We start from the raw sequence: 26365 nt of genomic DNA on the forward strand, positions 1-26365 counted from the left end.
ATGATCACATTTGCACGTACGATGGCCGGCGTGAGCCGATTCGGCGAATTCTCGAGCAAATCCACCCTATCGCGACTGGCCCTCGCCTCCGTGGTGGGGAACGTGCTGATCGTCGGGACGGGCGGCGCGGTCCGGCTGACCAAATCCGGGCTCGGCTGCCCCACCTGGCCCCGCTGCACCGACGACTCGTACGTCGCGACCGCCGAGATGGGCGTGCACGGGGTGATCGAGTTCGGCAACCGGCTGCTCACCTTCGTGCTCGCCGCCGTGGTGATCGCCGGGGTGCTGGCCGCCTGGCAGCAGCGCCCGGCCCGCCGTCGGCTCCGCTGGCTCAGCGTCGGCGCCGCGTTCGGCATCCCGGCACAGGCGGTGATCGGCGGGATCACCGTGCTCACCGACCTGAACCCGTGGGTGGTCGGGCTGCACTTCCTCGCCTCGATGGCGGTGATCGCCGCCGCGTACGCGTTCTGGCGCCACACCCTCGAACCGGACGGGCCGGCCCGGCCGACCGTACCGGGCCCGCTGCGTACCCTCGGCCGGGTGATCGCGGTCGTCACCGTCGGCGTACTCGTGGTCGGCACCTGGGTGACCGGCAGCGGCCCGCACTCCGGCGACTCGGGGGCGGCCCGCAACGGACTCGATCCGGAGACCATCTCCCAGGTGCACGCCGACACGGTCTTCCTGCTGCTCGGCCTCTCCGTCGCGGCATGGTTCGCGTTCCGCGCGGTCGGCGCGCCGCCCGCCGCGACCAGGGCCGTCGGCCTGCTGCTGCTCGCCGAACTCGGCCAGGGGCTGATCGGTTTCGTGCAGTACCTGACCGGGCTGCCGGTGGTGCTGGTCGGGGCACACATGCTCGGCTCCTGCCTGGTCTGGCTGGCAACCCTGGCGGTGCTCTGGTCGACCCGGGAACGCACCGAACCCGGCACCACCGCACCGCCCAGCACCGAAGCCCGGCTACTCGAACGGGTGTGAGGACAGGGTGTAAGGAAGGGCCCCCGCTTATCGTTTTCTGTTGTAGCGGGGGCCCTTCCTTACACCTCAGGTGAGGCGGGCGGCGATGGCGTCGGCCAGCCGGTCGGGCGCGCCCGGGGAGTGGGCCAGGAAGAGCGACGGCTCGGTGAGTTCCACCTCGACCAGCACCGGCGCGCCGTCCGGACCGGGAATCAGGTCCACCCGGGCGTAGAGCGGCGTGCCCCATCCGGTCGGCAGCGCCGCGAGTACCCGCTCGGCGAGGGCCAGCTCGACCCCGGCCGGGGTACGCGGATCGATCCGCTCCGGCCGGAACAGCCCGTCGACGCCGTGGTCCGGGCCGACCAGCATCGGGCCCTTCCGGACCGCGTGACTGAACCGCAGCCCGGCCGGGCCGCCGACGAAGAGCAGGCTGGTCTCCCCGGCGGTGTCCACGGCGGCCAGGTACGGCTGCACCATCACCCACCGCCCGGCCGCCTGGAGCCGCTTGACGTGTGCGACGGCCAGTTCGCGGTGCTCGGCGCCGGTCAGGTCGTACCGGCCGGTGTCCAGGCTGCCTGCGCCGACGACGGGCTTGAGCACGTACTCGCCGGGCTCGGCCGGCAGGGACCAGGCGGTGTCCGGGGCGAGCCAGTCCGTCGGAACGGTCGGCACGCCGGCCTCGGCGAGTTCCCGCAGGTAGCGCTTGTCGGTGTTCCAGCGCACCAGGCCGGCGGGATTCGCCAGCCGGGGCACGGTCTCGGCCCAGGCGACGAACTCGGCCCGCCGGGTCGGGTAGTCCCAGGCCGAGCGGAGCACCGCCAGGGCGTAGCCGGTCCAGTCCACCGCCGGGTCGTCCCAGACCGCCGCCTCGACCCGGAGGCCGCGTTCGGCGAGCGGGCCGAGCAACAGCCGGTCGTCGGGGTCGAGCTCGGGAAGTTCGGCACAGGTAACGAGAGCGACCCGGGGCTGTTCGCCCCGGGTCGCGCGGATGTTGTCGGACAAAATTATCAACGGGCCAGGACACGCCGAGACATAGACCGCCAAAGGTCGTTACTCGGACGCATCTGGTCCATCAGTTCCCGCTCCCATTCGTTCTCCACGGCGACCCCCGCCCTGGCGCAGGCCAGTCGCGCGACGTCGGTGCTGTCCGCGAACTGGTCAGCCCACACGCCGTCCTCCCCCACCAGGACAATGCGTGCGCCCCGCTTGCCGACGTACTCGATGACCGCCTTCGCGCCACCGTGGCCGGCGGCAAACGACTGGATGCCGGCGACCAGACCTTCGGGGGTCTGCCCCGCGACGGTCTGCTCGGCCGTCGGCGTCGTATCGGAACCATCTGCCATAACGCGAAGCCTAAGCAGGCTTCGACCGCCGCGAGGGGCAGCTACCGATAATTTGTGATGCCGATTACCCTGGGGTTTACCGGAGTGACACGTCTGATTCGGCCGATTTTTCGGCTTATACGCGACTAATTCACCGACATCATTCACGTTCTTACACTGCCGAATGGGACGATCGGGCACGAACAGCCCCAAAGCCTCAGAGCAGCGCGTCGACCGCCACCGCGGCGAAGACGATGGTCAGGTACGTGATCGACCAGTGGAACAGCCGCATCGGCTTGACCGACTCGCCCCGGGCCCCCCGTCGGCGGAGCCGGTGCGCCTCGGCGATGAACATCCCGCCGGCGGCCAGCACCGTCACCCCGTAGACCGGGCCCATGCCCAGCGGCCAGACCAGCACCGACGCCAGCACGGTCAACCAGGTGTAGACCACGATCTCGGCGGTGACCCGGCGGATCGAGGCCACCACCGGCAGCATCGGGATGCCGGCCCGGGCGTAGTCGTCCTTGAACTTGATGGCCAGGGCGTAGAAGTGCGGCAACTGCCAGAAGAAGACCACCGCGAACAGCCCCCAGGCCTGCGGCGCCAGCGAACCGGTCACCGCCACCCAGCCGATGAGCACCGGCGCCGAGCCGCAGATCCCGCCCCAGAAGGTGTTCTGCCAGGTGGTCCGCTTCAGCCACAGCGTGTAGACGAGGTCGTAGTAGGCGATGGCGGCCAGGGTCAGCGCGGTGGCCAGCCAGTTGGTGAAGACCGCCATCACGGTCACCGAGACCGCCGCCAGCACCAGCCCGAAGAGCAGCGCGTTGCGCGGCGCCACGGTGTGCGTCGGCAGCGGCCGACGCTTGGTCCGCTTCATCACCTGGTCGATGTCGCGGTCGATGTAGCAGTTCAGCGCGTTCGCCGCACCCGCCGCCAGCGAACCGCCGACCAGCACCACCGCGACCAGCCAGAGCGGCGGGATCCCGCCGTCGGCAAGCATCATCGTCGGCACCGTGGAGATCAGCAGCAGCTCGACGATCCGTGGCTTGGTCAGCGCGACGTACGCCCGGAGCAGGGCGGCGACGTCACGTCGCCGGGTCGCCTCGGCCGGCGTGCCCGCGCCCGGGGCACCGCCGGTCACGGGGCGCTCGGTGATCATGCTCACGGATTGCCACCTTCCGGCGTCGGGCACACGGTTGATTCGCTGCGCGGAGACAGCGGGGGTGGCGGACGAGGCGAGGGCCGGTACGCCGACCGACAGCCTACGCGTCGTCGTTTTCGCTGCCCGGGCGACCCTTCTTCGGTGCGAACGATCACACTTCCGACGAACCGCACTGCCGGTGGCGAGATCCGGGGGATGGGTTTCCGAACCGGTCGCTAGGGTCATGAGTGAGGGTTCCGCCCATCACGCCGAGGAGCACACACGATCGTGGCTGACAATCGACCCGAGCAAACCTCGCTGGACTGGTCCGATCTCGACCAGCGTGCCGTGGACACCGTCCGAGTGCTGGCCGTCGACGCCGTCGAGAAATCCGGCAACGGCCACCCGGGCACGGCGATGAGCCTGGCACCGGCCGCCTACCTGCTGTTCAACCGGGTCATGCGGCACGACCCGTCGCACCCCGACTGGACCGGCCGGGACCGGTTCGTGCTGTCGGCCGGGCACAGCAGCCTCACCCTCTACGTCCAGCTCTACCTCAGCGGCTACGGTCTCGGCCTGAGCGACCTCAAGTCGCTGCGCCAGTGGGGTTCGCTCACCCCCGGCCACCCCGAGCACGGGCACACCCGGGGCGTCGAGACCACCACCGGCCCGCTCGGGCAGGGGCTCGGCAACGCGGTCGGGATGGCGATGGCCGCCCGCCGCGAGCGGGGCCTGCTCGACCCGGACGCCGCGCCCGGCACATCCCCGTTCGACCACCACATCTGGTGCATCGCCTCCGACGGCGACATCGAGGAGGGGATCAGCCACGAGGCCAGCGCGCTCGCCGGGCACCAGCGGCTCGGCAACCTGATCCTCATCTACGACGACAACGAGATCTCGATCGAGGACGACACCCGGATCGCCAAGAGCGAGGACGTCGCCGCCCGCTACGAGGCGTACGGCTGGCACGTGCAGACCGTGGACTGGCGCAGCGGGGAGACCGACGACGGCCACTACCACGAGGACGTGGCGGCGCTGTACGACGCGCTGCTGGCGGCCAGGGCGGAGACGAACCGGCCGTCGTTCATCGCGCTGCGCACCATCATCGGCTGGCCGGCGCCGACCAAGCAGAACACCGGCAAGATCCACGGTTCGGCGCTCGGTGCCGACGAGGTCGCCGAGACCAAGAAGCTGCTCGGGTTCGACCCGGCCCAGCACTTCATGGTCGACGACGAGGTGCTGGCGCACGCCCGTCAGGTGCTGGAGCGGGGCCGGGCCGCCCGCGCCGAGTGGGAGACCGCCTACCAGGCGTGGGCCGACGCCAACCCAGAGGGCAAGGCGCTGCACGACCGGCTGGCCACCCGTACGCTGCCGACCGGCTGGACCGACGCGCTGCCCGAGTTCCCCGCGGACGCCAAGGGGATCGCCACCCGGGCCGCCTCCGGCAAGGTGCTCAACGCCCTCGCCCCGGTGCTGCCGGAACTCTGGGGCGGCTCGGCCGACCTGGCCGAGAGCAACAACACCACCATGGAGGGCGAGCCCTCCTTCATCCCCAGCGACTACGCCACCAAGGCGTTCCCGGGCAACGAGTTCGGCCGCACCCTGCACTTCGGCATCCGCGAGCACGCGATGGGTGCGATCCTGAACGGCATCGCGCTGCACGGCGGCACCCGCCCCTACGGCGGCACCTTCCTGGTCTTCAGCGACTACATGCGCCCGGCGGTCCGGCTCGCCGCGCTGATGAAGCTGCCGGTGGTCTACGTCTGGACGCACGACTCGATCGGCCTCGGCGAGGACGGCCCGACGCACCAGCCGGTCGAGCACCTGACCGCGCTGCGCGCCATCCCCGGGCTGGACGTGATCCGCCCGGCCGACGCCAACGAGACCGCCTGGGCCTGGCGGCGGGCACTGGAGAACACCGACCGGCCCGCCGCGCTGGCGCTGAGCCGGCAGACGCTGCCGACGCTGGACCGCGGCGAGCTGGCCGGCGCGGACCAGACCGTCAAGGGCGGCTACGTCCTCGCCGAGGCGTCGAACGCGCAGCCGAAGGTGATCCTGATCGGCACCGGCTCCGAACTCCAGCTCTGCCTGACGGCCCGGGACCGGCTGGAGGCCGAGGGGACCCCGACCCGGGTGGTCTCGATGCCCTGCCAGGAGTGGTTCCGGGAGCAGGACTCGGCCTACCAGGACTCGGTACTCCCCCGCGACGTGCGGGCCCGGGTCAGCGTGGAGGCAGGCATCGCGATGTCCTGGCGGGACCTGATCGGCGACAGCGGCGAGGCGGTCAGCCTGGAGCACTACGGCGCCAGCGCGCCGTACAGCGTGCTCTTCGAGCAGTTCGGATTCACTCCCGACCGGATCGTCGCGGCCGCGCACGCGTCGCTGACCCGGGTGGGCCAGATCACCGGTGACACCACCGGCAACTGAGGGAGCGTTGCAGACATGACTGACCGGTTGGGTGAGCTCACCGCCGCGGGAGTGGCGGTCTGGCTCGACGATCTTTCGAGAGTACGGCTGAGTTCCGGCAACCTGGACGAGCTGCGGCGGCAGAAGCACCTGGTCGGGGTGACCACCAACCCGACCATCTTCGCCAAGGCACTGAGCGACGCCGACGAGTACAACTGGCAGCTGCGGGACCTGGCGGTGCGCGGGGTCAGCGTCGAGGAGGCGGTACGCGCGCTCACCACGTACGACGTGCGGTGGGCCTGCGACGTCATGCGCCCGGCGTACGACAGCAGTGCCGGGGTGGACGGTCGGGTCTCGATCGAGGTGGACCCGCGGCTGGCGTACCGGACCGAGCCGACGGTGGCCGAGGCGAAGGCGCTGTGGTGGCTCATCGACCGGCCCAACCTGTTCATCAAGATCCCGGCGACCGAGGCCGGGCTGCCGGCCATCACCGCGACCCTGGCCGAGGGGATCAGCGTGAACGTGACGCTGATCTTCGGGCTGGAGCGCTACTCGCAGGTGATGGAGGCGTTCCTGGCCGGGCTGGAGCAGGCGAAGGCGAACGGGCACGACCTTTCCAGGATCGCCTCGGTGGCGTCGTTCTTCGTCTCCCGGGTCGACAGCGAGGTCGACAAGCGGCTGGACAAGCTCGACGGCGCCGGCCGGCCGGAGATCGCGGCGCTGAAGGGCAGGGCGGCGGTCGCCAACGCGCAGCTCGCGTACGAGCGGTACGCCGAGGTCTTCTCCTCGGACCGCTGGCAGGCGCTGGCCGACGCCGGTGCGCATCCACAGCGCCCGCTCTGGGCCTCCACCTCCACGAAGAACCCGGAGTACCGGGACGTGATCTACGTCGAGGAGCTGATCGCGCCCGGCACCGTCAACACCATGCCGGAGCCGGTGATCGACGCCTACGCCGAGCACGGCGAGACCCGCCCGGACACCGTCACCGGCTCCTACGACCAGGCCCGGGAGGTCTTCGCCGGGCTGGCCGACGCCGGTGTCGACTTCGACGACGTGATCGCCACCCTGGAACAGGAGGGCGTGGAGAAGTTCGAGGCGAGCTGGCAGGAGCTGCTGGACGGCGTCCGCAAGTCGCTGGAGGCCGCCGCCGAGGGTGCCGGCGAGCCGAACCAGGCCGCCAGCGAGAACGCCGAGGCGGCCGCCCGGGCGGGAGGCAACGCGTGACCGCAAGCGATCTGCTGGACGGCGGCTGCGAGGGTGCGGCCGGGCTGGCCGTCTACGGCGCGGAGGCGGTCGACGCCGCCGCGCCGGCCTCGGCCCGGGCCGCGCTGCTGGCCGAGGACGTACCGGCCCGGCTGGCCGGCAAGGACGCGACACTGTGGGGGCCGGAGGCGCAGGCCGAGGCGGCGATCCGGCTCGGCTGGGTGGACACCTTCCGGCGCAGCCGGGAACTCCTCCCCCAACTCGCCGAGCTGAAGACGGAACTGGCCGACCTGGACCACGTGGTACTCGCCGGGATGGGCGGCTCGTCGCTGGCCCCCGAGGTGATCACCCGTACCCTCGGCAAATCGCTTACCGTGCTGGACACCACCGACCCGGGGCAGGTGCGCGCGGCGATCGCCGACCGGCTGGACCGGACCGTGGTGGTGGTGGCCAGCAAGTCCGGCTCGACCGTGGAGACCGACAGCCACCGGCGGGCGTACTGGCAGGCGTTCCTGGACTCCGGCCTGACCGAGGCGGAGGCCGGGCGGCGTTTCGTGATCGTCACCGACCCGGGTTCGCCGCTTGCCGACACCGCCGCCGAGATGGGCGCCTTCGTGGTGCTCGCCGACCCGGACGTCGGCGGTCGCTACTCGGCGCTCACCGCGTTCGGACTGGTCCCGTCGGCACTGGCCGGGGTCGAGGTGGCCGAACTGCTGGACCAGGCCGAGGAGCTGGCCGGCGCGCTCGGCGGCCCGCAGGACAACCCCGGGCTGGCGCTCGGCGCCGCGCTCGGCGCCGCCGCCACCACCGGCCGGGACAAGGTCGCGCTGGTCTCCGACGGCACCGGCATCGACGGCTTCGGCGACTGGGCCGAGCAGCTGATCGCCGAGTCGACCGGCAAGAACGGCGTCGGCATCCTGCCGGTGGTGGTCGAGGACCCGGGCAGCCCCGGTGCGACCGGACCGGACGTGTTGACCGTCACCTACGGCGGCGGGCTCGCCGCCGGTGCGGTGCCGGGCGGCGGGATCCGGCCCGACCTGGCCGTGAACGGCCCGCTCGGCGCGCAGTTCCTGGCCTGGGAGTACGCATGCGCCGTCGCCGGGGTGGTGCTCGGGATCGACCCGTTCAACCAGCCGAACGTGACCGAGTCCAAGGAGAACACCAACCGGCTGCTCGGCACCGGGCTGCCGGTCGAGACGCCGACCTTTGTCGACAGCGGGGTCGAGGGGTACTGGTTCCCGGGCGAGCCGCAGCGGTCCGACCCGCTCCCCGGCGACCTGGCCGGGGCGCTGCGCCTGCTGGTGGCCGGGCTCGGCAACGACGGCTACCTTGCCGTGATGGCCTACCTGGACCGGTTCGCCGACGCCAAGACCGCACAGGTGCGCCCCGGGCTGGCCGCCGCGTCGGGCCGGCCGGTCACCTTCGGCTGGGGACCCCGGTTCCTGCACTCCACCGGGCAGTACCACAAGGGCGGTCCGCAGCTCGGGTCGTACCTGCAGATCACCGGTGACGTGGCCGAGGACCTGCCGGTGCCCGGCAGGGCGTACTCGTTCGGGCAGTTGCAGGCCGCGCAGGCCGCGGGCGACCGGGAAGCTCTCGCCCAGCGGGGCCGGCCGGTGCTCCGGCTGCACCTGACCGACCGGGGCGCCGGAATTCCGCACCTCCTCGACGCGGTACGGGGCCTGCGGAGTTGACGGTGACCGGGCATGCTGACAGGAACCTACCGACCGAGGAGGGGGTGCCGTGAATCCGCTGCGCGACCCGCAGGACCGGCGGTTGCCGCGGATCCCGGAGCCGTGCGCGCTGGTGATCTTCGGTGTCACCGGGGACCTGGCCCGCAAGAAGCTGCTGCCGGCCGTCTACGACCTGGCCAACCGGGGCCTGCTGCCGCCCGGCTTCGTGGTGCTCGGGTTCGCCCGGCGCGACTGGGGCGACGGCGACTTCGAGTCGATGGCCCGGGACGCGGCACAGGCACACGCCCGGACACCATGGCGGGAAGAGGTATGGGGCCGGCTGGCCGGCAACATCAAGTTCGTCGGCGGCGCGTTCGACGACGACGCCGCCTTCGACAAGTTGGCGAACTGCCTGGACGAGCTGCGGGACAGCCACGGCATCGGCGGCAACGCCGCCTTCTACTTCTCCATCCCGCCGGCAGCGTTCCCGACCGTGCTCAAGCAGCTGGCCCGGACCGGCATGGCCGACAACGACAAGTGCGGCGGCTGGCGCCGGGTGGTGGTGGAGAAGCCGTTCGGGCACGACCTCGGCTCGGCGAAGGCGCTCAACGACCTGGTCGACGACGTCTTCACCCGGGACGACGTGTTCCGGATCGACCACTACCTGGGCAAGGAGACCGTCCAGAACATCCTCGCGCTGCGGTTCGCCAACAGCCTCTTCGAGCCGCTGTGGAACTCCAAGTACGTCGACTCGGTGCAGATCACCATGGCCGAGGACGTCGGGATCGGCACCCGGGCCGGCTTCTACGACGCCACCGGCACCGCCCGGGACGTGTTGCAGAACCACCTCCTGCAACTGCTCGCCCTGGTGGCGATGGAGGAGCCGACAAGCTTCGACGCCAGCGAGATCCGGGCCGAGAAGCTGAAGGTGCTGCGCGCGATCACCCTGCCCGAGGACGTGCGCACCGGCACGGTACGCGGGCAGTACCTGCCCGGCTGGGTGGCCGGCAAGCGGGCGGTCGGCTACCTCGACGAGGAGGGCGTGCCGCCGGAGTCGACCACCGAGACGTACGTCGCGGTGCGGCTGGGCATCCAGAACCGGCGCTGGGCCGGGGTGCCGTTCTACATCCGCGCCGCCAAGCGGTTGCCGCGCCGGGTGACCGAGGTCGCCATCATGTTCAAGAAGGCGCCGCACCTGCCGTTCAACCCCGCCGACATGGAGATGCTCGGCAACAACCAGCTCGTCATCCGGGTGCAGCCGGACGAGGGCGTGGTGCTGAAGTTCGGCTCCAAGGTCCCCGGCACCACGATGGAGGTCCGGGACATCGCGATGGACTTCCAGTACGGCGAGGCGTTCACCGAGTCCAGCCCCGAGGCGTACGAGCGGCTGGTGCTGGACGTGCTGATCGGTGACCGGACCCTCTTCCCGGACGCCGCCGAGGTCGAGCAGAGCTGGCAGGTAATCGACCCGCTGGAGGATGCCTGGGAGGGCACCCGACCGGAGCCGTACCGGGCCGGCGAGTGGGGTCCGCGGGCCGCCGACGAGATGCTGGCCCGGGAGGGCCGGGCCTGGCGGCGGGCGTGACCCTCCGGACGGCAACAACGACAGCAACCAGGAGGCAGCGTTGATCGGCCTGTGGGACACCACCGGAAACGAGGTGGTGAAGGCGCTGGCCGCCGAGCGGCGCAGTGCCGGCGGAGTGGCCAGCGGCATGGCGCTGACCCTGATCGTCGTCGTCGACGAGCCCCGGGTCCGGGAGGCCGAGGCGGCGGTCACCATCGCCTCGGCCGCGCACCCGTGCCGGATGGTGGTGGTGGTCCGCTCCGACATCGAACGGGACCGCAACCGGCTCGACGCCGAGATCGTCGTCGGCGGCCGGCTCGGCCCCGGCGAGGCGGTGGTGACCCGGATGTACGGCCGGCTCGCCCTGCACGCCGAGTCGGTGGTGATGCCGCTGCTGGTCCCGGACGTGCCGGTGGTGACCTGGTGGCACGGCGAGCCGCCGGCCGAGATCGCCAACGACTTCCTCGGGGTGGTGGCGGACCGCCGGATCACCGACTCGGCCCAGGCCGCCGACCCGGTGGAGGCGCTGCGGCAGCGGGCCCGGGACTACGCACCCGGTGACACCGACCTGGCGTGGACCCGGATCACCCCGTGGCGCACCCTGGTCGCCGGGGCCTTCGACACCACCGAGGGCAACCGGGTCACCTCGGCCACCGTGGTCGCCCCGCACACCGACCCGACGGCCGCGCTGATGATCGGCTGGCTGAAGGCCCGGCTGGGGCTGCACCCGCACTGGGAGCACACCAGCGAGTTCCCCCGGATGCGGTCGGTGGAGCTGCACTGCGCCAACGGCGACGAGCTGGTGCTGACCCGGGACGACAACCAGGCGACGTTCACCCGTACCGGGCAGGCCGTCCGGCGGCTGCCGCTGGTTCGCCGCCCGCTCGGCGACGAACTCGCCGAGGAGCTGCGCCGGCTCGACCCGGACCAGATCTACGCCGAGGCGTTGGGTGCCGCCGCCGGGGTGGCCGGGCTGGAGAGCCGGCCGGCCCAGCGGGTGCACGTCTGGAAGGACCCGACCAAGCAGCCGCAGGGCGTGGCGTGACCGGCACGACGGTGGAGGTGCACGCCGGTCCCGAGCTGCTCGCCCAGGCGGTCGCGACCCGGCTGCTGGTCCGGATCATCGACGCCCAGATCGAACGCGGCGAGGCGAGCGTGGTGCTGACCGGCGGCCGGATCGCGGCGGCGGTGCACCGGGCGGTACGCGAGCTGCCGGCCCGGGACGCGGTCGACTGGTCCCGGGTCGACGTCTGGTGGGGTGACGAACGCTTCCTGCCGGCCGGGGACCCGGAACGCAACGAGACCCAGGCCCGGGAGGCGCTGCTGGACGCGCTGCCGCAGCTGCGGGTGCATGCGATGCCCGCCTCGGACGGCCCGGACGGTGCCGATCCGGTGGCGGCGGCGGCCCGGTACGCGGCCGAACTCGCCGCCGCCGGCCCGGCTGGGGCCGTCCTGCCGCACTTCGACGTGCTGATGCTCGGGGTCGGCGAGGACGGCCACGTCGCCTCGCTCTTCCCGGGACATCCGGTCGACGACGAGAACGGGCCGGTGAGTGCGGTCCGGGACAGCCCGAAGCCGCCACCGGTGCGGATCACCCTGACCCGGGAGGCCATCAACACCGCCGAGGACGTCTGGCTGATCGCCAGCGGCAGCGGCAAGGCCGAGGCGGTCGGCCTGGCGCTCGGCGGCGACGCCGGCCCGGTGCGGGTGCCGGCGGCCGGGGTCGCCGGGGTGCGGCGGACCCGTTGGCTGCTGGACGGGGCTGCGGCGGCCGAGGTGAAGCCCGGCCTGCGCTGATCCGCCCCGACGAGAAGTGCCAGCCGGGCGGCTCCGGGAGGAGCCGCCCGGAGTCAGCTCAGGCCCGGCCCCGGCGGGCCCGCAGCGCGGCCAGCGCCTCGGCGAGGATCGCCTCCGCGTCCGCCTCGCTGCGCCGCTCCTTCACGTACGCCAGGTGCGACTTGTACGGCTCCGACCTCGGCCGCCCCGGCGGGTTGTGTACGTCCTGCCCGGCCGGCTGCCCGCAGTGCGGACAGTCCCAGGTCTCCGGGATCTCGGCCTCGGCCGCCAGCAGGATCTCCAGCATGTGCCCGTTGCCGCACCAGTAGGTGACCGGACGGCGGGGGGCGGGTTCGTATCGCTCGGTCGGTCGGGCTGGGCCGGCACCGACTCGGCTGCCACGGATAGCACTGCCACTGGGCACGGCTATCGCTCCGTTCGTCAGAGGAGGGGATCCCCAGGGGGTATGACAAACTGCGCGCGGCCCACGTTAGCGGACCGCGCGCGGTTTGTACGCCCTGGTTTGTCAGGTGGTCTCGGCGAGACGCAGCCAGAGACCCAGCCCGACGATGCAGGCGAACCAGACAAGACCCACCAGAACGGTGTATCGGTCGAGGTTCTTCTCGGCCACCGAGGAGCCGGCCAGGCTGGAGCTGACCCCTCCGCCGAACATGCTCGACATCCCGCCGCCCTTGCCCCGGTGCAGCAGGATCAGCAAGGTGAGCAGCACGCTCGTGATCACCAGCAACACGATCAACGTGTATGCGAACCAGATCGGCATGGTAGGGGTCAGTCCTCTCAGCTACGCGGGGCCCGTCAAGGATAGCGACCGTCAGCGGGAGATGTGCTCCGGGAACCGGCAGATCTGCGCGAACTCCTCGGCGTCCAGGCTCGCCCCGCCGACCAGGGCGCCGTCCACGTCCGGCTGCGCCATGATCGCGGCGATGTTGGCCGCCTTGACCGAGCCGCCGTAGAGGATCCGGACCTGGTCGGCCGCCTCCTGGCCGTGCACCTCGGCGAGCCGCTGCCGGATCGCCCCGCAGACCTCCTGGGCGTTCTCCGGCGTCGCGGTCTTGCCGGTGCCGATCGCCCAGACCGGCTCGTACGCGACGACCACCTTGACGACCTGCTCGGCGGTCAGCCCGGCCAGCGAGCCGTCGAGCTGGCCGCGGACGTACGCCACCTGCCCGTCCTGCTCGCGGACGTCCAGGCCCTCGCCGACGCAGACGATCGGGGTCAACTCGTTTGCCAGTGCCGCCTTCGTCTTGGCATTGACAAGCGCGTCGTCCTCGTTGTGGTACGTCCGCCGCTCGGAGTGCCCGACCACCACGTAGGTGCAGCCGAGCGCGGTCAGCAGCGCACCCGAGATGTCCCCGGTGTACGCCCCGCCCTTGTGCGGCGAGAGGTCCTGTGCGCCGTACCCGATCAGCAGCTTGTCGCCGTCGACCGCCGTCTGCACGGTCCGCAGGTCGGTGTACGGCGGCAGCACCACCGTCTCCACCTCGGTCAACCGCTTCTCGTCGAGGCTCGCGGCGAGCTTCTGGATCAGCAGGTTCGCTTCCCTGTGGTTGAGGTTCATCTTCCAGTTGCCGGCCATCAGCGGACGGCGGGCGGGTGCGGGGGTGGCCACTACTGCTCCAGTGCGACGATGCCGGGGAGAGCCTTGCCCTCCAGGTATTCCAGCGAGGCTCCCCCGCCGGTCGAGATGTGCCCGAACGACGACTCGTCCAGGCCCAGCGCGCGGACCGCGGCTGCGGAGTCGCCGCCGCCGACCACCGTGAAGCCCTTGACCGAACTGATCGCCTCGGCCACCCCCCGGGTGCCGGCGGCGAACGGGGCCAGCTCGAAGACGCCCATCGGCCCGTTCCAGAAGACCGTCCGGGCCGTCCCCACCAGCTCGGCGAACTCGGCGACCGTCCGGGGGCCGATGTCCAGGCCGAGCCGGTCGGCCGGGATCTCGTGCACCGGCACGGTGTCGTGCCCGGCGTCGGCGCTGAACTCGGTCGCCGCCACCACGTCGACCGGGAGCACGATCTTGCCGCCGCCCCGCTCCAGCAGGTCCCGGCAGGTGTCGAGCATCTCCTCTTCGAGCAGCGACCTGCCCACCTCGTGCCCCTGGGCACGCAGGAAGGTGAAACACATGCCGCCGCCGATCAGCAGCTGGTCGACGGTGGGCAGCAGCGCCTCGATCACGGCGAGCTTGTCGGAGACCTTGGAGCCGCCGAGCACCACCACGTACGGGCGGTCGGGCTCGTGCCGCAGCCGGGCCAGCACCTCCACCTCGCGCAGCACCAGCCGGCCGGCGAAGTGCGGCAGCCGGGCCGGTACGTCGTGGACGCTCGCGTGCCTGCGGTGCACGGCCCCGAACGCGTCGTCGACGTACGCCTCGGCGAAGCCGGCGAGCTGGTCGGCGAAGACGCCCCGCTCGCTCTCGTCCTTGCTGGTCTCGCCCGGGTTGAAGCGCAGGTTCTCCAGCAGTGCGACCCGGCCGTCGCCGAGCCCCTCGACCGCCTTGCGGGCCGACTCGCCGACCGTGTCGGTGGCGAAGGCCACCTCGGCGTCGAGCAGCTCACCGAGCCGGGCGGCGACCGGGGCGAGACTGTACTTCGGGTCCGGGGAGCCCTTGGGCCGGCCCAGGTGGGAACAGACGACGACAGCGGCACCGGCGTCCCGCAGCGCGGTGAGCGTCGGCAGCACGGCCCGGATCCGGCCGTCGTCGGTTATCTCCCCGGTCTGCTTGTCGAGCGGGACGTTCAGGTCGGCGCGCACCAGCACGCGCCGACCCAAGACCCCCTCGGCGAGCAGGTCGTCGAGGTTGCGGATGCTCACAGAGCTCCCTTTCCGTTCACGACTGCGGGGCTCGCAAGCTCACTCCTCGCGCTCACAGAGCTCCCTTTCCGTTCACGACTACGGGGCTCGCAAGCTCACTCCTCGCGCTCACAGAGCTCCCTTTCCGTTCACGACTGTGCGGCTCGGGCTCACAGCCCGGCGCCGACCAGCTTGACCAGGTCGACCAGGCGGTTCGAGTAGCCCCACTCGTTGTCGTACCAGCCGACGACCTTGACCTGGTTGCCGATCACCTTGGTCAGCCCCGAGTCGAAGATGCACGAGGCCGGGTCGGTGACGATGTCGGCGGAGACGATCTCGTCCTCGGTGTAGGTGAGGATGCCCTTCAGCGGCCCCTCGGCGGCGGCCTTCATCGCGGCGTTGACCTCCTCGACCGAGGTGTCCCGGCCGGCGTCGATGGTCAGGTCGGTGGCCGAGCCGGTCGGGATCGGCACCCGCAGCGCGAAGCCGTCCAGCTTGCCCTTGAGGTCCGGCAGCACCAGGCCGATCGCCTTGGCGGCGCCGGTCGAGGTCGGCACGATGTTCAGCGCGGCGGCGCGGGCCCGGCGGAGGTCCTTGTGCGGGCCGTCCTGGAGGTTCTGGTCCTGGGTGTACGCGTGGATGGTGGTCATCAGCCCCTTTTCGATGCCCACCGTGTCCTGCAACACCTTCGCCATCGGCGCGAGGCAGTTGGTGGTGCACGAGGCGTTGGAGATGATGTTGTGCTTGGCCGGGTCGTAGTTCTGGTGGTTGACCCCCATCACGATCGTGACGTCCTCGTTCTTGGCCGGCGCCGAGATGATGACCTTCTTGGCCCCGCCGTCGATGTGCGCCTTCGCCTTGGTGGCGTCGGTGAAGAAGCCGGTCGACTCGATCACCACGTCGGCGCCGAGGTCGCCCCAGGGCAGCTTGCCCGGGTCCTTCTCGGCGAAGACCTTCATGGTGTGCCCGCCGACGCTGATCTCGTCCGCGCTGGCCTTGACCTCCTGCGGCAGCCGGCCGAGGATGCTGTCGTACTTGACCAGGTGCGCCAGCGTGGCGTTGTCGGTCAGGTCGTTGGCGCCGACCACCTCGACGTCGGCGCCCGACGCGAGCACCGCGCGGAAGAAGTTGCGGCCGATCCGGCCGAATCCGTTGATGCCAACCCGGATGGTCACTGGGTCCATCTCCTCGTGTTTCGTTCGCCGCCGATGTCAGCGTGCGGCGGCGAAGGTGGGCGCGCCGACGTGGGAGCCGGCCGCTGGATGTCACCCCGGCCGTCTCACCGCGACCTCTGGGCGGTCAGCACGGCGGAGAAGGCCGGTACCGGCCCCGTCGCCGTACGCTGCGACCTTATCCGAGCGCGCCGCTCCGCGTTGCGTCGGGGCACAATCCGGCCAATCGACTTCACCGGCGGGGTACGCACCGTACCGGCCCGGCCGGGCCGGCTGCCGCCACCGGTGGCTCAGACCGCCAGCATGTCCGGGGTGACCGCCGCCTCGGTGTCGGGAATCCCCAGGTCACGGGCGCGCTTGTCGGCCAGCGCCAGTAGCCGGCGGATCCGGCCGGCGATCGCGTCCTTGGTCAGCGGCGGGTCGGCCAGCGCGCCCAGCTCCTCAAGGGACGCCTGCCGGTGTTCCAGGCGCAGCTGGCCGGCCGAGGTGAGGTGGTTCGGGGCGTCCTCGGCGAGGATCTCCAGCGCCCGGGTGACCCGGGCGGCGGCGGCGACGGCGGCCCGGGCCGAGCGGCGCAGGTTGGCGTCGTCGAAGTTGGCCAGCCGGTTCGCGGTGGCCCGTACCTCGCGGCGTACCCTGCGTTCCTCCCAGGAGAGCACGCTGGAGTGGGCGCCGATCCGGGTCAGCAGCGCGGCGATCGCGTCGCCGTCCTTGACCACCACCCGGTCCACCCCGCGCACCTCGCGGTACTTCGCGGTGATGCCGATCCGCCGGGCCGCGCCGACCAGGGCGAGCGCGGTCTCCGGGCCGGGGCAGGTGATCTCCAGCGCGCAGGACCGGCCGGGCTCGGTCAGCGAGCCGTGCGCCATGAAGGCACCCCGCCAGGCCGAGACCGCACAGCAGACGTTCGCCGCCACCACGTGCGGGGGCAGTCCGCGTACCGGCCGGCCGCGCACGTCGAGCAGCCCGGTCTGCCGGGCCAGTGCCTCGCCGTCCTTGACCACCCGGACGATGTAGTGGCTGCCCTTGCGCAGCCCGCCGGAGGCGAGAACATGGATCTCGCTCGGATAGCCGTACACCTCGGCGACCTCCCGCCGCAGCCGGCGGGCCACCGCACCGGTGTCGAGTTCCGCCTCGACCACCACCCGTCCGGAGACGATGTGCAGTCCGCCCGCGAAGCGCAGCAGGGCGGCCATCTCCGCCCGCCGGCAGCAGGGCTTGGGTACGTCGACCCGGCTCAGTTCGTCCTTGACCGCAGCCGTCATCGCCATCTTGTCGTCACCTCGTTGGCCGGTCCCGGCGGGTGCCGGTGATTCGTAGCTGCTTGGTTGTCGATCCGTAGGTACTTAACGATCGGCGCCCAGGAGAGGCACCAGCGCGGCGCCCAGCGCCGCCGGATCGTGCTCGGGCCGCCCGTCCGGTACGGCCACCGGGGCGAGCACCAGCCGGGCACCCAGCGATTCTGCCGCACGATGTACCGGTTCGGGGTCACCCACCGCCTTTCCGTCCGCCAGCACCACGTCAAGGGCGAGGCCGGGCAGATACCAGCCGAGCGCGGCCAGGTGGTCGGCGAGGGAGAGGCCGAGCGTCTCCGCCTCGTTCGCGAGGTTGAGCGTGACCAGCCGGCGGGCCGGACTGGCCACGATCGCGGCGGCCAGCTCCGGCACCAGCAGGTGCGGGATGACGCTCGTGTACCAGCTTCCCGGACCGAAGATCAGCCAGTCCGCCGCGCGTACCGCCGCCACCGCCTGCGGGCAGGCGCTCGGCCCAGCCGGGTTCAGCCGTACCGACTCGACCCGGCCGTCGGTGACCGCGACCGCGTGCTGGCCGCGTACCGTCTGCACCGCGCTGGGGCGGCGCGGGTCGGCGCCGCGGACCCGGGCCTCGATGCCGACCGGCTGGCAGGCCATCGGCAGCACCCGGCCGACGGCACCGAGCATCGCGCCGGCGTGGTCGAGGGCGGCCACCGGGTCGCCGAGCAGTTCCATCAGGCCGCAGAGCACCAGGTTGCCGACCGCGTGCCCGGCCAGCGGGTCGGGGCGCGGGCCGGCGCCGGCGAACCGGTGCTGGAACAGTTCGGCGCTGAGCCGCTTGTCCGGCTCGTCGGCGGCGAGCGCGGCGAGCGCCTGCCGCAGGTCACCGGGGGGCAGCGCGCCGCGTTCGAGCCGCAGCCGCCCGCTGGAGCCGCCGTCGTCGCCGACGGTCACCACCGCGGTGATGTCGAGATCCAGCTCCGGGGCGCAGTGGCGCAGCGCCCGCAGCGACGCGGCGAGGCCGTGCCCGCCGCCGAACGCGACGACGCGCTGCGGCAGCGGACCCTTCGCCGGCTCCCCGGGGCCGGCCGGAGCCGGGGCGGGCGAGACCGGGGCGGGCGGAGTCGGGGCGGGGGCACCAGGCGGTGCCGGTTGCGAAGGGTTCACTCGCGCCCCAGGTCCCGGTGGTGCGCGGTGGCGGCCAGCCGGGCCTGCCGGAGCCGGCCGGCCAGTTCCTCGGCAATCGCCACGCTGCGGTGCTTGCCGCCGGTGCAGCCGACCGCCACGGTCAGGTAGCGCTTCCCCTCCCGCTCGAAGCCGGGCGCGGTCGCGTTGATCAACCGGGCGTACGTCTCGACGAACGTCACCGCGCCGCGCTGGCCGAGCACGTACCGGCTGACGTCCTCCTCCCGCCCGGTGTGCTCGCGTAGCTCCGGCACCCAGTACGGGTTCGGCAGGAAGCGCGCGTCCAGCACGAAGTCGGCGTCCGGCGGGAGGCCGTACTTGAAGCCGAAGGAGAGCACCGTCACCCGCAGCCTGCGGGCGTCCTCGCCGCCGAACAGCTCCTCGACCCGGCGGCGGAGCTGGTTCACGTTCAGGTGCGAGGTGTCGATGATCACGTCGGCCTGATCGCGGGCCTCCTCCAGCAAGCCGCGTTCGATCGCGATCCCGTCGGCGAGCCGACCGTCCCCCTGGAGCGGGTGCGAGCGGCGAACGCTCTCGAAGCGCCTGATCAGCACCTCGTCGTCGGCGTCCACGAAGACCACCCGGGGCTGGAAGCCGCGCTCCTTGAGCGCCCGGATCGCCCCGGCCAGGTCGGTGGAGAAGGCCCGGCTGCGCACGTCCAGCACCATCGCGGTCTGCCGGGCCGCCCCGCCGGCCCGGAACGCCAGCTCGGCCATGTCGAGCATCAGCGCCTGCGGCAGGTTGTCCACCACGTAGAAGCCGACGTTCTCCAGGGCTCGGGCGACGGTGCTGCGCCCGCCGCCGGAGACGCCGGTGACGACCACCAGGGTGGTGTCCGATCGGGTCGGCTCCACCTCCGACCGGACCCGCGCCGGCTGCGTGCCGTCCGGTGCCGGCCCCGTCGGCGGGTGTCCCCCGTCCCGTTCCTCAGTGCCCGTCGGCGACGCGTCGGCCGCCAACCGAGTCTCGCTCACCTTCCACCCCCCAGCCGTACCCGCCTGCCGGACCGACGGTACGCCGCGCGGATGCGGGTTCGGCGAGGGTCGACCGGCCGGCGAGGTTGGAGACGTAATCTACCCGGCCGTCTGGATCTCGCCGGGCGGCGGTCCGGGTAACCCGGCGTCGGGCATTTGCTAAAGAAATCTTTCTAGAGCTATCTTTAGAATATGCGCCCCGAGATCAAACTCACCGACCCGCTGGCCCTGCGGGGGTACGCGCACCCGCTCCGGATGGCCCTGCTCGGGCTGCTCCGCCGGGAGGGGCCGTTGACCGCGACCCAGGCCGCCGAGCGGCTCGACGAGAGCGTGCCGAACTGCTCCTACCACCTGCGCCAGCTCGCCAAGTACGGCCTCGCCGAGCGGGCCGACGCCGCCGACGCCCGGGAGCGGCCCTGGCAGGCGACCGCCCTCAGCACCTCCTGGGACGACCTCTCCGACGACCCGGAGACCCGGGCGGCGGCCAACCAGCTCAACGCGGCGATCCTCGACCACTACGTCGCCCGGGCCCGGGCCCACCTGGCCCAGCGGGCCTACGAGCCGGCGGACTGGCGGGCGGTGCTCGGCTTCGGCGACGCGCTGGTGCACGTCACCCCGGCGGAACTGGCCGAGCTGAGCCGCCGGATCGAAGCCCTGCTCGCCGAGTACGACGAACGCCAGACCGACCCGACCAGCCGACCCGCCGGGTCCCGCGCGGTCAACCTCGTCCAACTGCTGATCCCCACCGAGCCACCGCCACCGGCGGACCCGCCGGCCGGGGAGCCGGGACGATGACCGGCACCCTGACCCCGCCACCGGCGGTCGGACGCCAGCGGCGCGGGGTGCCGGCGCTGCTGCGCCAGGCCCAGTTCCGGCGGTACTGGTCGGCGCAGACCGTCTCGCTCTTCGGCGACCAGATCTCCGCGCTCGCCCTGCCCCTGCTGGCGGTGCTCGGCACCGACGCCGGCCCGGCCGAGATGGGCTACCTCACCGCCGCCGCACTTCTCCCGAACCTGCTCTTCTCACTGCTCCTCGGCGCCTGGGTGGACCGCTACCCGCACAAGCGCCGGGTGATGGTGCTGGCCGACCTCGGCCGGGCGGTACTCGTCGGCGCCGTGCCACTGGCGTACCTGCTCGGCGTCCTCTCGCTGCACCAGCTCTACGCGGTGGCCTTCCTGACCGGCACCCTGGCGGTGCTCTTCGAGGTGGCGCACAGCGCCCTCTTCGTCACGCTGGTGCCGCGCCGGGACTACGTCGACGCGAACGCGCTCACCAACGGCAGCCGGGCGATGTCGTTCGTCGCCGGGCCGAGCGCCGGCGGCATCCTGGTGCAGACCCTCACCGCGCCGGTGGCGCTGCTCGCCGACGCACTGTCGTACCTGGTCTCCGCGCTCTTCCTGGCCCGGATCCGGCCGACCCGACCGGCGGAGCCGGCACCCGACGGCGGCACCGGTCTCGGCATCGGGCACGGCCTGCGCTTCGTGGCCCGCTCGCAGATCCTGCGCTCGCTGCTGCTCGGCACCACCACGCTGAACCTCTTCAACTACATGTTCCACGCGCTCTTCGTGCTCTACGTCAGCACCCAACTGGGGCTCTCCCCCGGGCTGCTCGGGCTCGTCATCGGGGTCGGCTCGATCGGCGCGCTGCTCGGCGCGGCGGTCACCGGCCGGCTCGTCCGCCGGTTCGGCATCGGCCCGGCCGCGCTGGCCAGCTTCGTGCTCTTCCCGGCTCCGCTGGTGCTGGTGCCGCTGGCCGGCGGTCCGACCCCGGTGGTGCTGGGCGCGCTCTTCGCCGCCGAGTTCCTCGCCGGGCTCGGCGTGATGATGATGGACATCACCGTCGGCTCGCTACAGGTCGCGGCCACCCCGGAGCGGCTGCTGGCCCGGGTCACCGGGGCGAAGCGGACCGTCAACTACGGCATCCGGCCGATCGGCGCGGTGCTGGGCGGCACCCTGGGCGCGGCCATCGGGGTACGCCCGACGCTCTGGATCGCCACCGTCGGCGCGGTCGCCGGACTGCTCTGGATACTGCCCACCACGATCCCGAAGCTGCGCGAACTGCCCGAGCCGGACCACTCCGCCGCCGGGTGACAGCGGTCGATACCCTGCGCCCAGACGCACCGTCCGAGTTGCCGTGCGATGGGAGCCGGGGATGAGCGATGCCGCTGAGCGGCTGACCGCCGCACTACGCCGGGTGCAGATGCGCTGGCGGCTGGCCCGCCGACCGATCCGGCTGGTGGTGCAGGCCGTCGCGCTCGCCGCCCTGGTGATGGCCGGCTTCACGTTCCTGAGTACCAACAGCGAGATCAACGAGACCGCGGCCTCGATCCTGGTCGCAGTGGTCTTCGGCGCGATGACCGTGTTGCAGCAGCGGCAGTCGCAGCGCCGGCAGTACACGGTCGGCCTGATCACCGCCTTCCAGAGCGCGGAGACGCTCAGCCAGGCGGACGTCTGGATGGCCCGCCGGATCAGCGCCCACCAGCCGGTCGGCGCCGACCTGACCGACGACGACGAACAGCACGTACTCCCGCTGCTCGACTACTACGAGTTCCTGGCGGTGCTCGCCGTACGCGGCCTGGTGGACGTGCCACTGCTACTGAATCTGCGCGGCGGCACCATGACCCGGTGTTTCGAACTGTGCCGGGGCTACGTGCAGGACCGACGGGCCCTGGCTGGCGGGGAGATCTACCAGGCGCTGGAGTTGCTGGCGACCGAATACCGGCACCGGTTGCGGCGAGCCCGGTCAGCAGCGGGCCAGCGATCCACCGAGCCGGCAGGCCCGGAGCCGGCGGCGCCAGTCGGGGTGGAAGCCGATCCGGGTACGCCGCTGGCCGGGTCCCCTGTGGTGGGGACCCGGCCAGCGGGTGGTTCTCGGTAGCTGGTTAGCTGTTGTTCCAGGCTTCGGCGACGAGGTCGGCTGCCTGGTCCTCCCACTGCGCGTACGCCTGCGGGAAGGCCGACACCTGTACCTTCTGCGCCGCCACGGTCAACGGCAGATCCCGCCAACCATCAACCTGCGCCAGACCCTTCAGGAACGCGGTCGTCGCATACTCCGGATCGGTGATCTGCTCCACCGAACCCCAACCCGACGACGGACGCTGCTGGAACAGCCCCTGCGAGTCATGGTCGTTGCGGTCACCCAGATGACCCAGGTTCTCCAACTTCGACTCCTGCAGCGAGGTACCCACCGCGATCACCGCGGCACGCTCGTCCATCCCCGCCTTCTTCGTCGCCTTGACAATCGCCCGCACGTTGTCAGCCTGCTCGGCCGACAGCGGAATCCGCGACTGCTCACCGGACACACCATGCGGCACGAGGCGGTCCCGCGACGGCTTACCCTTACGATCCTTCTTCCTGTCACCCTTGTCGCTCTTCTTGTCACCCTTGTCGCCCTTGTGGTCCTTGTCGTTCTTGTGGTCCTTGTCGGCCAGTACCGACTGCGACACCGGCGAACCCACATGCTCCGGGCTGGCCTGCGCGGCCACGGCCGGGCCGGCAACAGCGCCACCGACGAACGCCAGACCAGCAACACCGAGGGCACCCTTACGAACGATCGACGTCTTCTCGACGGCCGGAAGCCACCGGCTGAACAGCATCGTGTTCATGATGGTCGTCCTTCCAATCGGGGATGAGACACCCGCCAAAGGGGGGACGGCAGGCGCCATCGGAAAAACAGAACTCAAGACTTGGCTCGGCCGGGTTACCAGCACCCGCGGGGGACACGGCGCGGTCCGCACTCAGCCGAACACCGTATGTAACGACCGGGGGGCCGGGATCATTCCCGCCAGCCCAGCTATCTGCCCAGGTCACGGGCGGTACTACTCGGCCGTACGCGTAATGTAACGACCGACCCCCCGCCAACATTCCGCCGGACCGACTCGATCACGAACCCGAACCGGACATCCGACCCGTTTCGTCGCGGTCAACGCGCGGCCAGACGGCACCCCGGACGGAGACTGTCGAGCTGCCCCGCCCGTGCGCCCACCACCCCGCGACAACGCCCGAAATGTCGCGCCCCGTCCATGCACCCAGCTCGACAGTCCGCACGCGAGGTATCCCCCAGCGGCAAGGAAGCGGCCCCACGTGCCCCGCGCCGGCAGGACCGGGGAGTGCTCGTCACGCCTGGGGAGTACTCCCCGGGTTCAGCGCCGCCACGATCGCCTCGGCGGTGCGCCGGCCCACCCCCGGCACCTCGGCGATCTCGTCCACCGTCGCCGCCGACAGCCGCTTCATCGAGCCGAAGTGCCGCAGCAGCGCCTTGCGGCGTACCTCGCCGAGGCCGGGAACCTGGTCGAGGCCCGAGACGGTCATCCGCTTGGAACGGCGTTGCCGGTGGAACGTGATGGCGAACCGGTGCGCCTCGTCCCGGACCCGTTGCAGCAGATAGAGCCCCTCGGAGGTGCGGGGCAGGACGACCGGGAACTCGTCGCCGGGCAGCCACACCTCCTCCAGCCGCTTGGCCAGCCCGCAGAGCGCGATGTCGTCCAGGCCCAGCTCGGCGAAGACCTCGGCCGCCGCCGCGACCTGCGGCTGCCCGCCGTCCACCACCACCAACTGCGGCGGGTACGCGAACTTGCGCGGCCGACCGGTGGTCGGGTCGATGCCCGGCCGGTCCGGATCGGACGCCATCTCGTCGCCGATCTCGCCGGTCTCGCCCCTGGCCTGGAGGTAGCGGGCGAACCGCCGCCGCAGCACCTCGGTCAGCGCCGACAGGTCGTCGGTGGCACCGCGCACCACGAACCGCCGGTATTCACTCTTGCGCGCCAGCCCGTCCTCGAAGACGACCATGCTGGCCACCACGTCGGTGCCCTGGATCTGCGACACGTCGTAGCACTCGATGCGCAGCGGCGCGCTGCGCAGCCCGAGCGCCTCGGTGATCTCGTCCAGCGCCTCGCTGCGGGTGGTCAGGTCACCGGCCCGGCGCAGCTTGTGCCGGGTCAGCGCCTCGGCGGCGTTCCGGGCCACCGTCTCCAGCAGTGCCTTCTTGTCGCCGCGCTGCGGCACCCGCAGGGCCACCTTGCTGCCCCGGCGCGCCGACAGCCACTCGGCAAGCGCGTCGACGTCCGCCGGCAGCGCGGGCACCAGCAGCTCGCGGGGGACGTCGCCCTCCCCCTCTGCCTCCCCGTAGACCTGGGAGCAGAAGTGGTGCACGAGATCCCCGGTGGTCAGGTCCTCGACCTTCTCCACCACCCAGCCGCGCTGGCCGCGTACCCGGCCGTCCCGGACGTGGAAGACCTGGACTGCCGCCTCCAGCGGGTCCTCGGCGAAGGCCACCACGTCGGCGTCGGTGCCGTCGCCGAAGACCACTGTCTGCTTCTCCATCGCCCGGCGCAGCGCCACGACGTCGTCGCGCAGCCGGGCGGCCCGCTCGAACTCCAGCGCGGCGCTGGCCTCGCCCATCTCGCGTTCCAGCCGGCGGACCATCTGGTCGGTGCGGCCAGCCATGAAGTCGCAGAACTCGTCGACGATGCCGCGGTGCTCCTGCGCCGAGGTCCGGCCGACGCAGGGCGCCGAGCACTTGCCGATGTCGCCGAGCAGGCAGGGCCGGCCGATCTGGGCCTGCCGCCGGAAGACCCCGGCCGAGCAGGTCCGGGCCGGGAAGACCCGGAGCAGCAGGTCGAGCGTCTCGCGGATCGCCCAGGCGTGCGAGTACGGCCCGAAGTAGCGCACCCCCTTGCGCTTGGCGCCCCGCATCACCTGGAGCCGGGGGAACTCCTCGTCGAGGGTGACGGCGAGATAGGGGTACGACTTGTCGTCCCGGTACCGCACGTTGAACCGGGGGTCGTACTGCTTGATCCAGAGATACTCGAGTTGCAGCGCCTCGACCTCGGTGCCGACGGTGACCCAGTCCACGCTGCCGGCGGTGCTGACCATCTGCTGGGTGCGCTGGTGCAGGTTCCACAGGTCGCCGAAGTAGGAGTTGAGCCGGCTGCGCAGGCTCTTCGCCTTGCCGACGTAGATCACCCGGCCGCTCGGGTCGCGGAATCGGTAGACCCCGGGCAGGTCGGGGATCGTGCCCGGTGCCGGGCGATAGGTAGCGGGATCGGGCACGGCGCCAAGCCTAAACCCCGGCTGGGACAACACCCGGCGCGCTGCGGCACCGGCGAGGACGACGACGCCCGGCGCTGCGGAGGCGGAGAGCCGCACCGCAGCACCGGGCGTTCCGGGGAGGATCAGGCCAGCACGATGTTGTCCCCGTCGACGGTGACCTTCTTCTCCGGCAGCGGCTTGTTGGCCGGGCCGCCCTTGGGCGAACCGTCCGCCACGGAGAACTTGCTGAAGTGGCAACTACAGTTGATCGTGCCCCCGTCGACCCCGGTCACCGGGCACTGCTGGTGGGTGCAGATCGAGCTGAAGGCCTTGAACTCGCCCTCGGTCGGCTGGGTGACCACGACCTGCTGGTCGGCGAAGATCTTGCCGCCGCCGACCGGGATCTCGCTCTTCTTGGCCAGCGGGGCGGCGGCGCCGCCCTCGGCCGGAGCGCTCGCCGAACCGCTGGGGGCCGGAGCGCCGCCGGACGGGCTGCTTCCGGTGCCGTCGAGGGCGTCGTCGTCGCCGGTGCCGCAGGCGGCCAGCACCACCGACACGCCCACCGCACCCGCACCCGCCAACAGCGCCCGGCGGGTCTGCGTGCCCGGCCCGGTCAGTTCGTCACTCATGCCTAGCCTTCCTCTTCGGCGCCGCGCCCTGGTCGTCCGCGGCCACGTCCGAAGACACGGATATATCCACCAACCGGTTCAACCGGGACCGGGGTCAGGACTTTCCGGTACGCCGCCCGCCCGCCGCCGCACTCTTCGCAGCCGCGCTCTTCCCGGCCGTCGTACTCTTCGCCGCCGCCGTGCTCTTCGCAGCCGGGGCCTTCGCGGTCCTGCCCGCGCGGGCGGCGGCGCCCTTCACGGTACCGCCGCCGGACCGGCCGTTGCCGGCCTTCGCGGTAC

Annotated in this window: 24 protein-coding genes; 10 read left to right on the forward strand and 14 right to left on the reverse strand. The window is 71.9% G+C overall.

The genetic code is table 11. The features are described 5' to 3' along the window. Nucleotides 1–30: 30 nt before the first annotated feature. Entirely contained in the window at nt 31–972 is a 942-nt protein-coding gene (locus O7626_RS21890; protein WP_278062997.1) for a COX15/CtaA family protein, read from the forward strand. 66 nt (nt 973–1038) lie between these two features. Here the strand turns inward: O7626_RS21890 and O7626_RS21895 are convergent, their stop codons facing one another. From O7626_RS21895 to O7626_RS21905, 3 genes are all read right to left on the reverse strand, one after another. Beyond that, the gene (locus tag O7626_RS21895) at nt 1039–1953 is read right to left on the reverse strand and encodes a hypothetical protein (RefSeq protein ID WP_278066256.1); all 915 of its coding nucleotides are present in this window, start codon (nt 1951–1953) and stop codon (nt 1039–1041) included. A 5-nt stretch (nt 1954–1958) separates the two neighbouring features. Next, a complete protein-coding gene (locus O7626_RS21900; RefSeq protein ID WP_278062998.1) occupies nt 1959–2294 on the reverse strand; it encodes a hypothetical protein in 336 nt (111 codons plus the stop codon). A gap of 196 nt (nt 2295–2490) precedes the next feature. Beyond that, entirely contained in the window at nt 2491–3438 is a 948-nt protein-coding gene (locus tag O7626_RS21905; RefSeq protein ID WP_278062999.1) for a heme o synthase, read from the reverse strand. A 264-nt stretch (nt 3439–3702) separates the two neighbouring features. Between O7626_RS21905 and tkt the strand changes: the two genes are divergently transcribed. Genes tkt through pgl form a run of 6 tightly spaced genes read left to right on the forward strand, consistent with a single transcriptional unit; the run spans nt 3703 to nt 12057 of the window. Continuing rightward, the gene (tkt, locus tag O7626_RS21910; protein WP_278063000.1) at nt 3703–5841 is read left to right on the forward strand and encodes a transketolase; all 2139 of its coding nucleotides are present in this window, start codon (nt 3703–3705) and stop codon (nt 5839–5841) included. A gap of 15 nt (nt 5842–5856) precedes the next feature. Further along, nucleotides 5857–7044: a transaldolase gene (gene tal / locus O7626_RS21915; protein WP_278063001.1), complete on the forward strand. Its 1188-nt coding sequence runs from the start codon at nt 5857–5859 to the stop codon at nt 7042–7044. Further along, complete coding sequence (locus tag O7626_RS21920; protein WP_278063002.1) at nt 7041–8717, forward strand: glucose-6-phosphate isomerase; 1677 nt, start codon at nt 7041–7043, stop codon at nt 8715–8717. Before tal ends, O7626_RS21920 begins: the two co-directional genes overlap by 4 nt. A gap of 49 nt (nt 8718–8766) precedes the next feature. Continuing rightward, entirely contained in the window at nt 8767–10281 is a 1515-nt protein-coding gene (gene zwf / locus O7626_RS21925; RefSeq protein ID WP_278063003.1) for a glucose-6-phosphate dehydrogenase, read from the forward strand. Nucleotides 10282–10321: 40 nt separating this feature from the next. Beyond that, nucleotides 10322–11305, forward strand: a complete 984-nt coding sequence (locus O7626_RS21930) for a glucose-6-phosphate dehydrogenase assembly protein OpcA (RefSeq protein ID WP_278063004.1) — start codon at nt 10322–10324, stop codon at nt 11303–11305. After that, nucleotides 11302–12057, forward strand: a complete 756-nt coding sequence (pgl, locus tag O7626_RS21935) for a 6-phosphogluconolactonase (RefSeq protein ID WP_278063005.1) — start codon at nt 11302–11304, stop codon at nt 12055–12057. Before O7626_RS21930 ends, pgl begins: the two co-directional genes overlap by 4 nt. A gap of 58 nt (nt 12058–12115) precedes the next feature. Here pgl and O7626_RS21940 read toward each other — a convergent pair whose 3' ends face one another. From O7626_RS21940 to rapZ, 8 genes are all read right to left on the reverse strand, one after another. Next, the gene (locus O7626_RS21940) at nt 12116–12460 is read right to left on the reverse strand and encodes an RNA polymerase-binding protein RbpA (protein ID WP_278063006.1); all 345 of its coding nucleotides are present in this window, start codon (nt 12458–12460) and stop codon (nt 12116–12118) included. A 102-nt stretch (nt 12461–12562) separates the two neighbouring features. After that, nucleotides 12563–12817 (reverse strand): preprotein translocase subunit SecG, encoded by a 255-nt coding sequence (gene secG, locus O7626_RS21945; protein WP_101367013.1) that lies wholly within the window; start codon nt 12815–12817, stop codon nt 12563–12565. 51 nt (nt 12818–12868) lie between these two features. Further along, the gene (tpiA, locus tag O7626_RS21950; protein ID WP_278066257.1) at nt 12869–13633 is read right to left on the reverse strand and encodes a triose-phosphate isomerase; all 765 of its coding nucleotides are present in this window, start codon (nt 13631–13633) and stop codon (nt 12869–12871) included. A gap of 32 nt (nt 13634–13665) precedes the next feature. Next, the gene (locus tag O7626_RS21955; RefSeq protein WP_278063007.1) at nt 13666–14865 is read right to left on the reverse strand and encodes a phosphoglycerate kinase; all 1200 of its coding nucleotides are present in this window, start codon (nt 14863–14865) and stop codon (nt 13666–13668) included. Nucleotides 14866–15014: 149 nt separating this feature from the next. Then, a complete protein-coding gene (gap, locus tag O7626_RS21960; RefSeq protein ID WP_278063008.1) occupies nt 15015–16019 on the reverse strand; it encodes a type I glyceraldehyde-3-phosphate dehydrogenase in 1005 nt (334 codons plus the stop codon). 287 nt (nt 16020–16306) lie between these two features. Further along, nucleotides 16307–17287 (reverse strand): DNA-binding protein WhiA, encoded by a 981-nt coding sequence (gene whiA / locus O7626_RS21965; RefSeq protein ID WP_278063009.1) that lies wholly within the window; start codon nt 17285–17287, stop codon nt 16307–16309. A 75-nt stretch (nt 17288–17362) separates the two neighbouring features. Continuing rightward, a complete protein-coding gene (gene yvcK, locus O7626_RS21970) occupies nt 17363–18328 on the reverse strand; it encodes a uridine diphosphate-N-acetylglucosamine-binding protein YvcK (RefSeq protein ID WP_278066258.1) in 966 nt (321 codons plus the stop codon). A gap of 104 nt (nt 18329–18432) precedes the next feature. Then, nucleotides 18433–19308, reverse strand: a complete 876-nt coding sequence (gene rapZ / locus O7626_RS21975; protein ID WP_278066259.1) for an RNase adapter RapZ — start codon at nt 19306–19308, stop codon at nt 18433–18435. A gap of 312 nt (nt 19309–19620) precedes the next feature. Here rapZ and O7626_RS21980 point away from each other — a divergent pair, with 312 nt between their 5' ends. The 3 genes from O7626_RS21980 (at nt 19621) to O7626_RS21990 (ending at nt 22305) form a co-directional block, all read left to right on the forward strand. Further along, nucleotides 19621–20223 (forward strand): helix-turn-helix domain-containing protein, encoded by a 603-nt coding sequence (locus tag O7626_RS21980; RefSeq protein WP_278063010.1) that lies wholly within the window; start codon nt 19621–19623, stop codon nt 20221–20223. Beyond that, on the forward strand, nt 20220–21518 hold the full coding sequence (locus tag O7626_RS21985; protein WP_278063011.1) for an MFS transporter: 1299 nt from the start codon (nt 20220–20222) through the stop codon (nt 21516–21518). Before O7626_RS21980 ends, O7626_RS21985 begins: the two co-directional genes overlap by 4 nt. A gap of 61 nt (nt 21519–21579) precedes the next feature. Next, on the forward strand, nt 21580–22305 hold the full coding sequence (locus O7626_RS21990) for a hypothetical protein (RefSeq protein WP_278063012.1): 726 nt from the start codon (nt 21580–21582) through the stop codon (nt 22303–22305). A gap of 4 nt (nt 22306–22309) precedes the next feature. Here O7626_RS21990 and O7626_RS21995 read toward each other — a convergent pair whose 3' ends face one another. The 3 genes from O7626_RS21995 to O7626_RS22005 all read right to left on the reverse strand — a co-directional run bounded on the left by O7626_RS21995 (nt 22310) and on the right by O7626_RS22005 (nt 26086). Beyond that, nucleotides 22310–23032 carry a hypothetical protein gene (locus O7626_RS21995; protein ID WP_278061562.1) on the reverse strand — a complete coding sequence of 241 codons (723 nt, stop codon included), beginning with the start codon at nt 23030–23032 and terminating at the stop codon, nt 22310–22312. A gap of 511 nt (nt 23033–23543) precedes the next feature. Then, nucleotides 23544–25478, reverse strand: coding sequence for an excinuclease ABC subunit UvrC (gene uvrC, locus O7626_RS22000; protein ID WP_278063013.1), 1935 nt, complete (start codon nt 25476–25478; stop codon nt 23544–23546). 122 nt (nt 25479–25600) lie between these two features. Then, a complete protein-coding gene (locus O7626_RS22005) occupies nt 25601–26086 on the reverse strand; it encodes a Rieske (2Fe-2S) protein (protein WP_278063014.1) in 486 nt (161 codons plus the stop codon). Nucleotides 26087–26365 lie beyond the last annotated feature (279 nt).

The organism is Micromonospora sp. WMMD1102 (assembly GCF_029626265.1).
Taxonomy (GTDB): domain Bacteria; phylum Actinomycetota; class Actinomycetes; order Mycobacteriales; family Micromonosporaceae; genus Plantactinospora.

Excerpts from the sequence above, each read along its gene's own strand:
- O7626_RS21900 (WP_278062998.1), bottom strand. The coding sequence starts at position 2,294 with ATGGCAGATGGTTCCGATACGACGCCGACGGCCGAGCAGACCGTCGCG.
- tal (WP_278063001.1), top strand. The coding sequence starts at position 5,857 with ATGACTGACCGGTTGGGTGAGCTCACCGCCGCGGGAGTGGCGGTCTGG.
- secG (WP_101367013.1), bottom strand. The coding sequence starts at position 12,817 with ATGCCGATCTGGTTCGCATACACGTTGATCGTGTTGCTGGTGATCACG.
- tpiA (WP_278066257.1), bottom strand. The coding sequence starts at position 13,633 with ATGGCCGGCAACTGGAAGATGAACCTCAACCACAGGGAAGCGAACCTG.
- whiA (WP_278063009.1), bottom strand. The coding sequence starts at position 17,287 with ATGGCGATGACGGCTGCGGTCAAGGACGAACTGAGCCGGGTCGACGTA.
- O7626_RS21980 (WP_278063010.1), top strand. The coding sequence starts at position 19,621 with ATGCGCCCCGAGATCAAACTCACCGACCCGCTGGCCCTGCGGGGGTAC.
- O7626_RS21985 (WP_278063011.1), top strand. The coding sequence starts at position 20,220 with ATGACCGGCACCCTGACCCCGCCACCGGCGGTCGGACGCCAGCGGCGC.
- O7626_RS21990 (WP_278063012.1), top strand. The coding sequence starts at position 21,580 with ATGAGCGATGCCGCTGAGCGGCTGACCGCCGCACTACGCCGGGTGCAG.
- O7626_RS21995 (WP_278061562.1), bottom strand. The coding sequence starts at position 23,032 with ATGAACACGATGCTGTTCAGCCGGTGGCTTCCGGCCGTCGAGAAGACG.
- O7626_RS22005 (WP_278063014.1), bottom strand. The coding sequence starts at position 26,086 with ATGAGTGACGAACTGACCGGGCCGGGCACGCAGACCCGCCGGGCGCTG.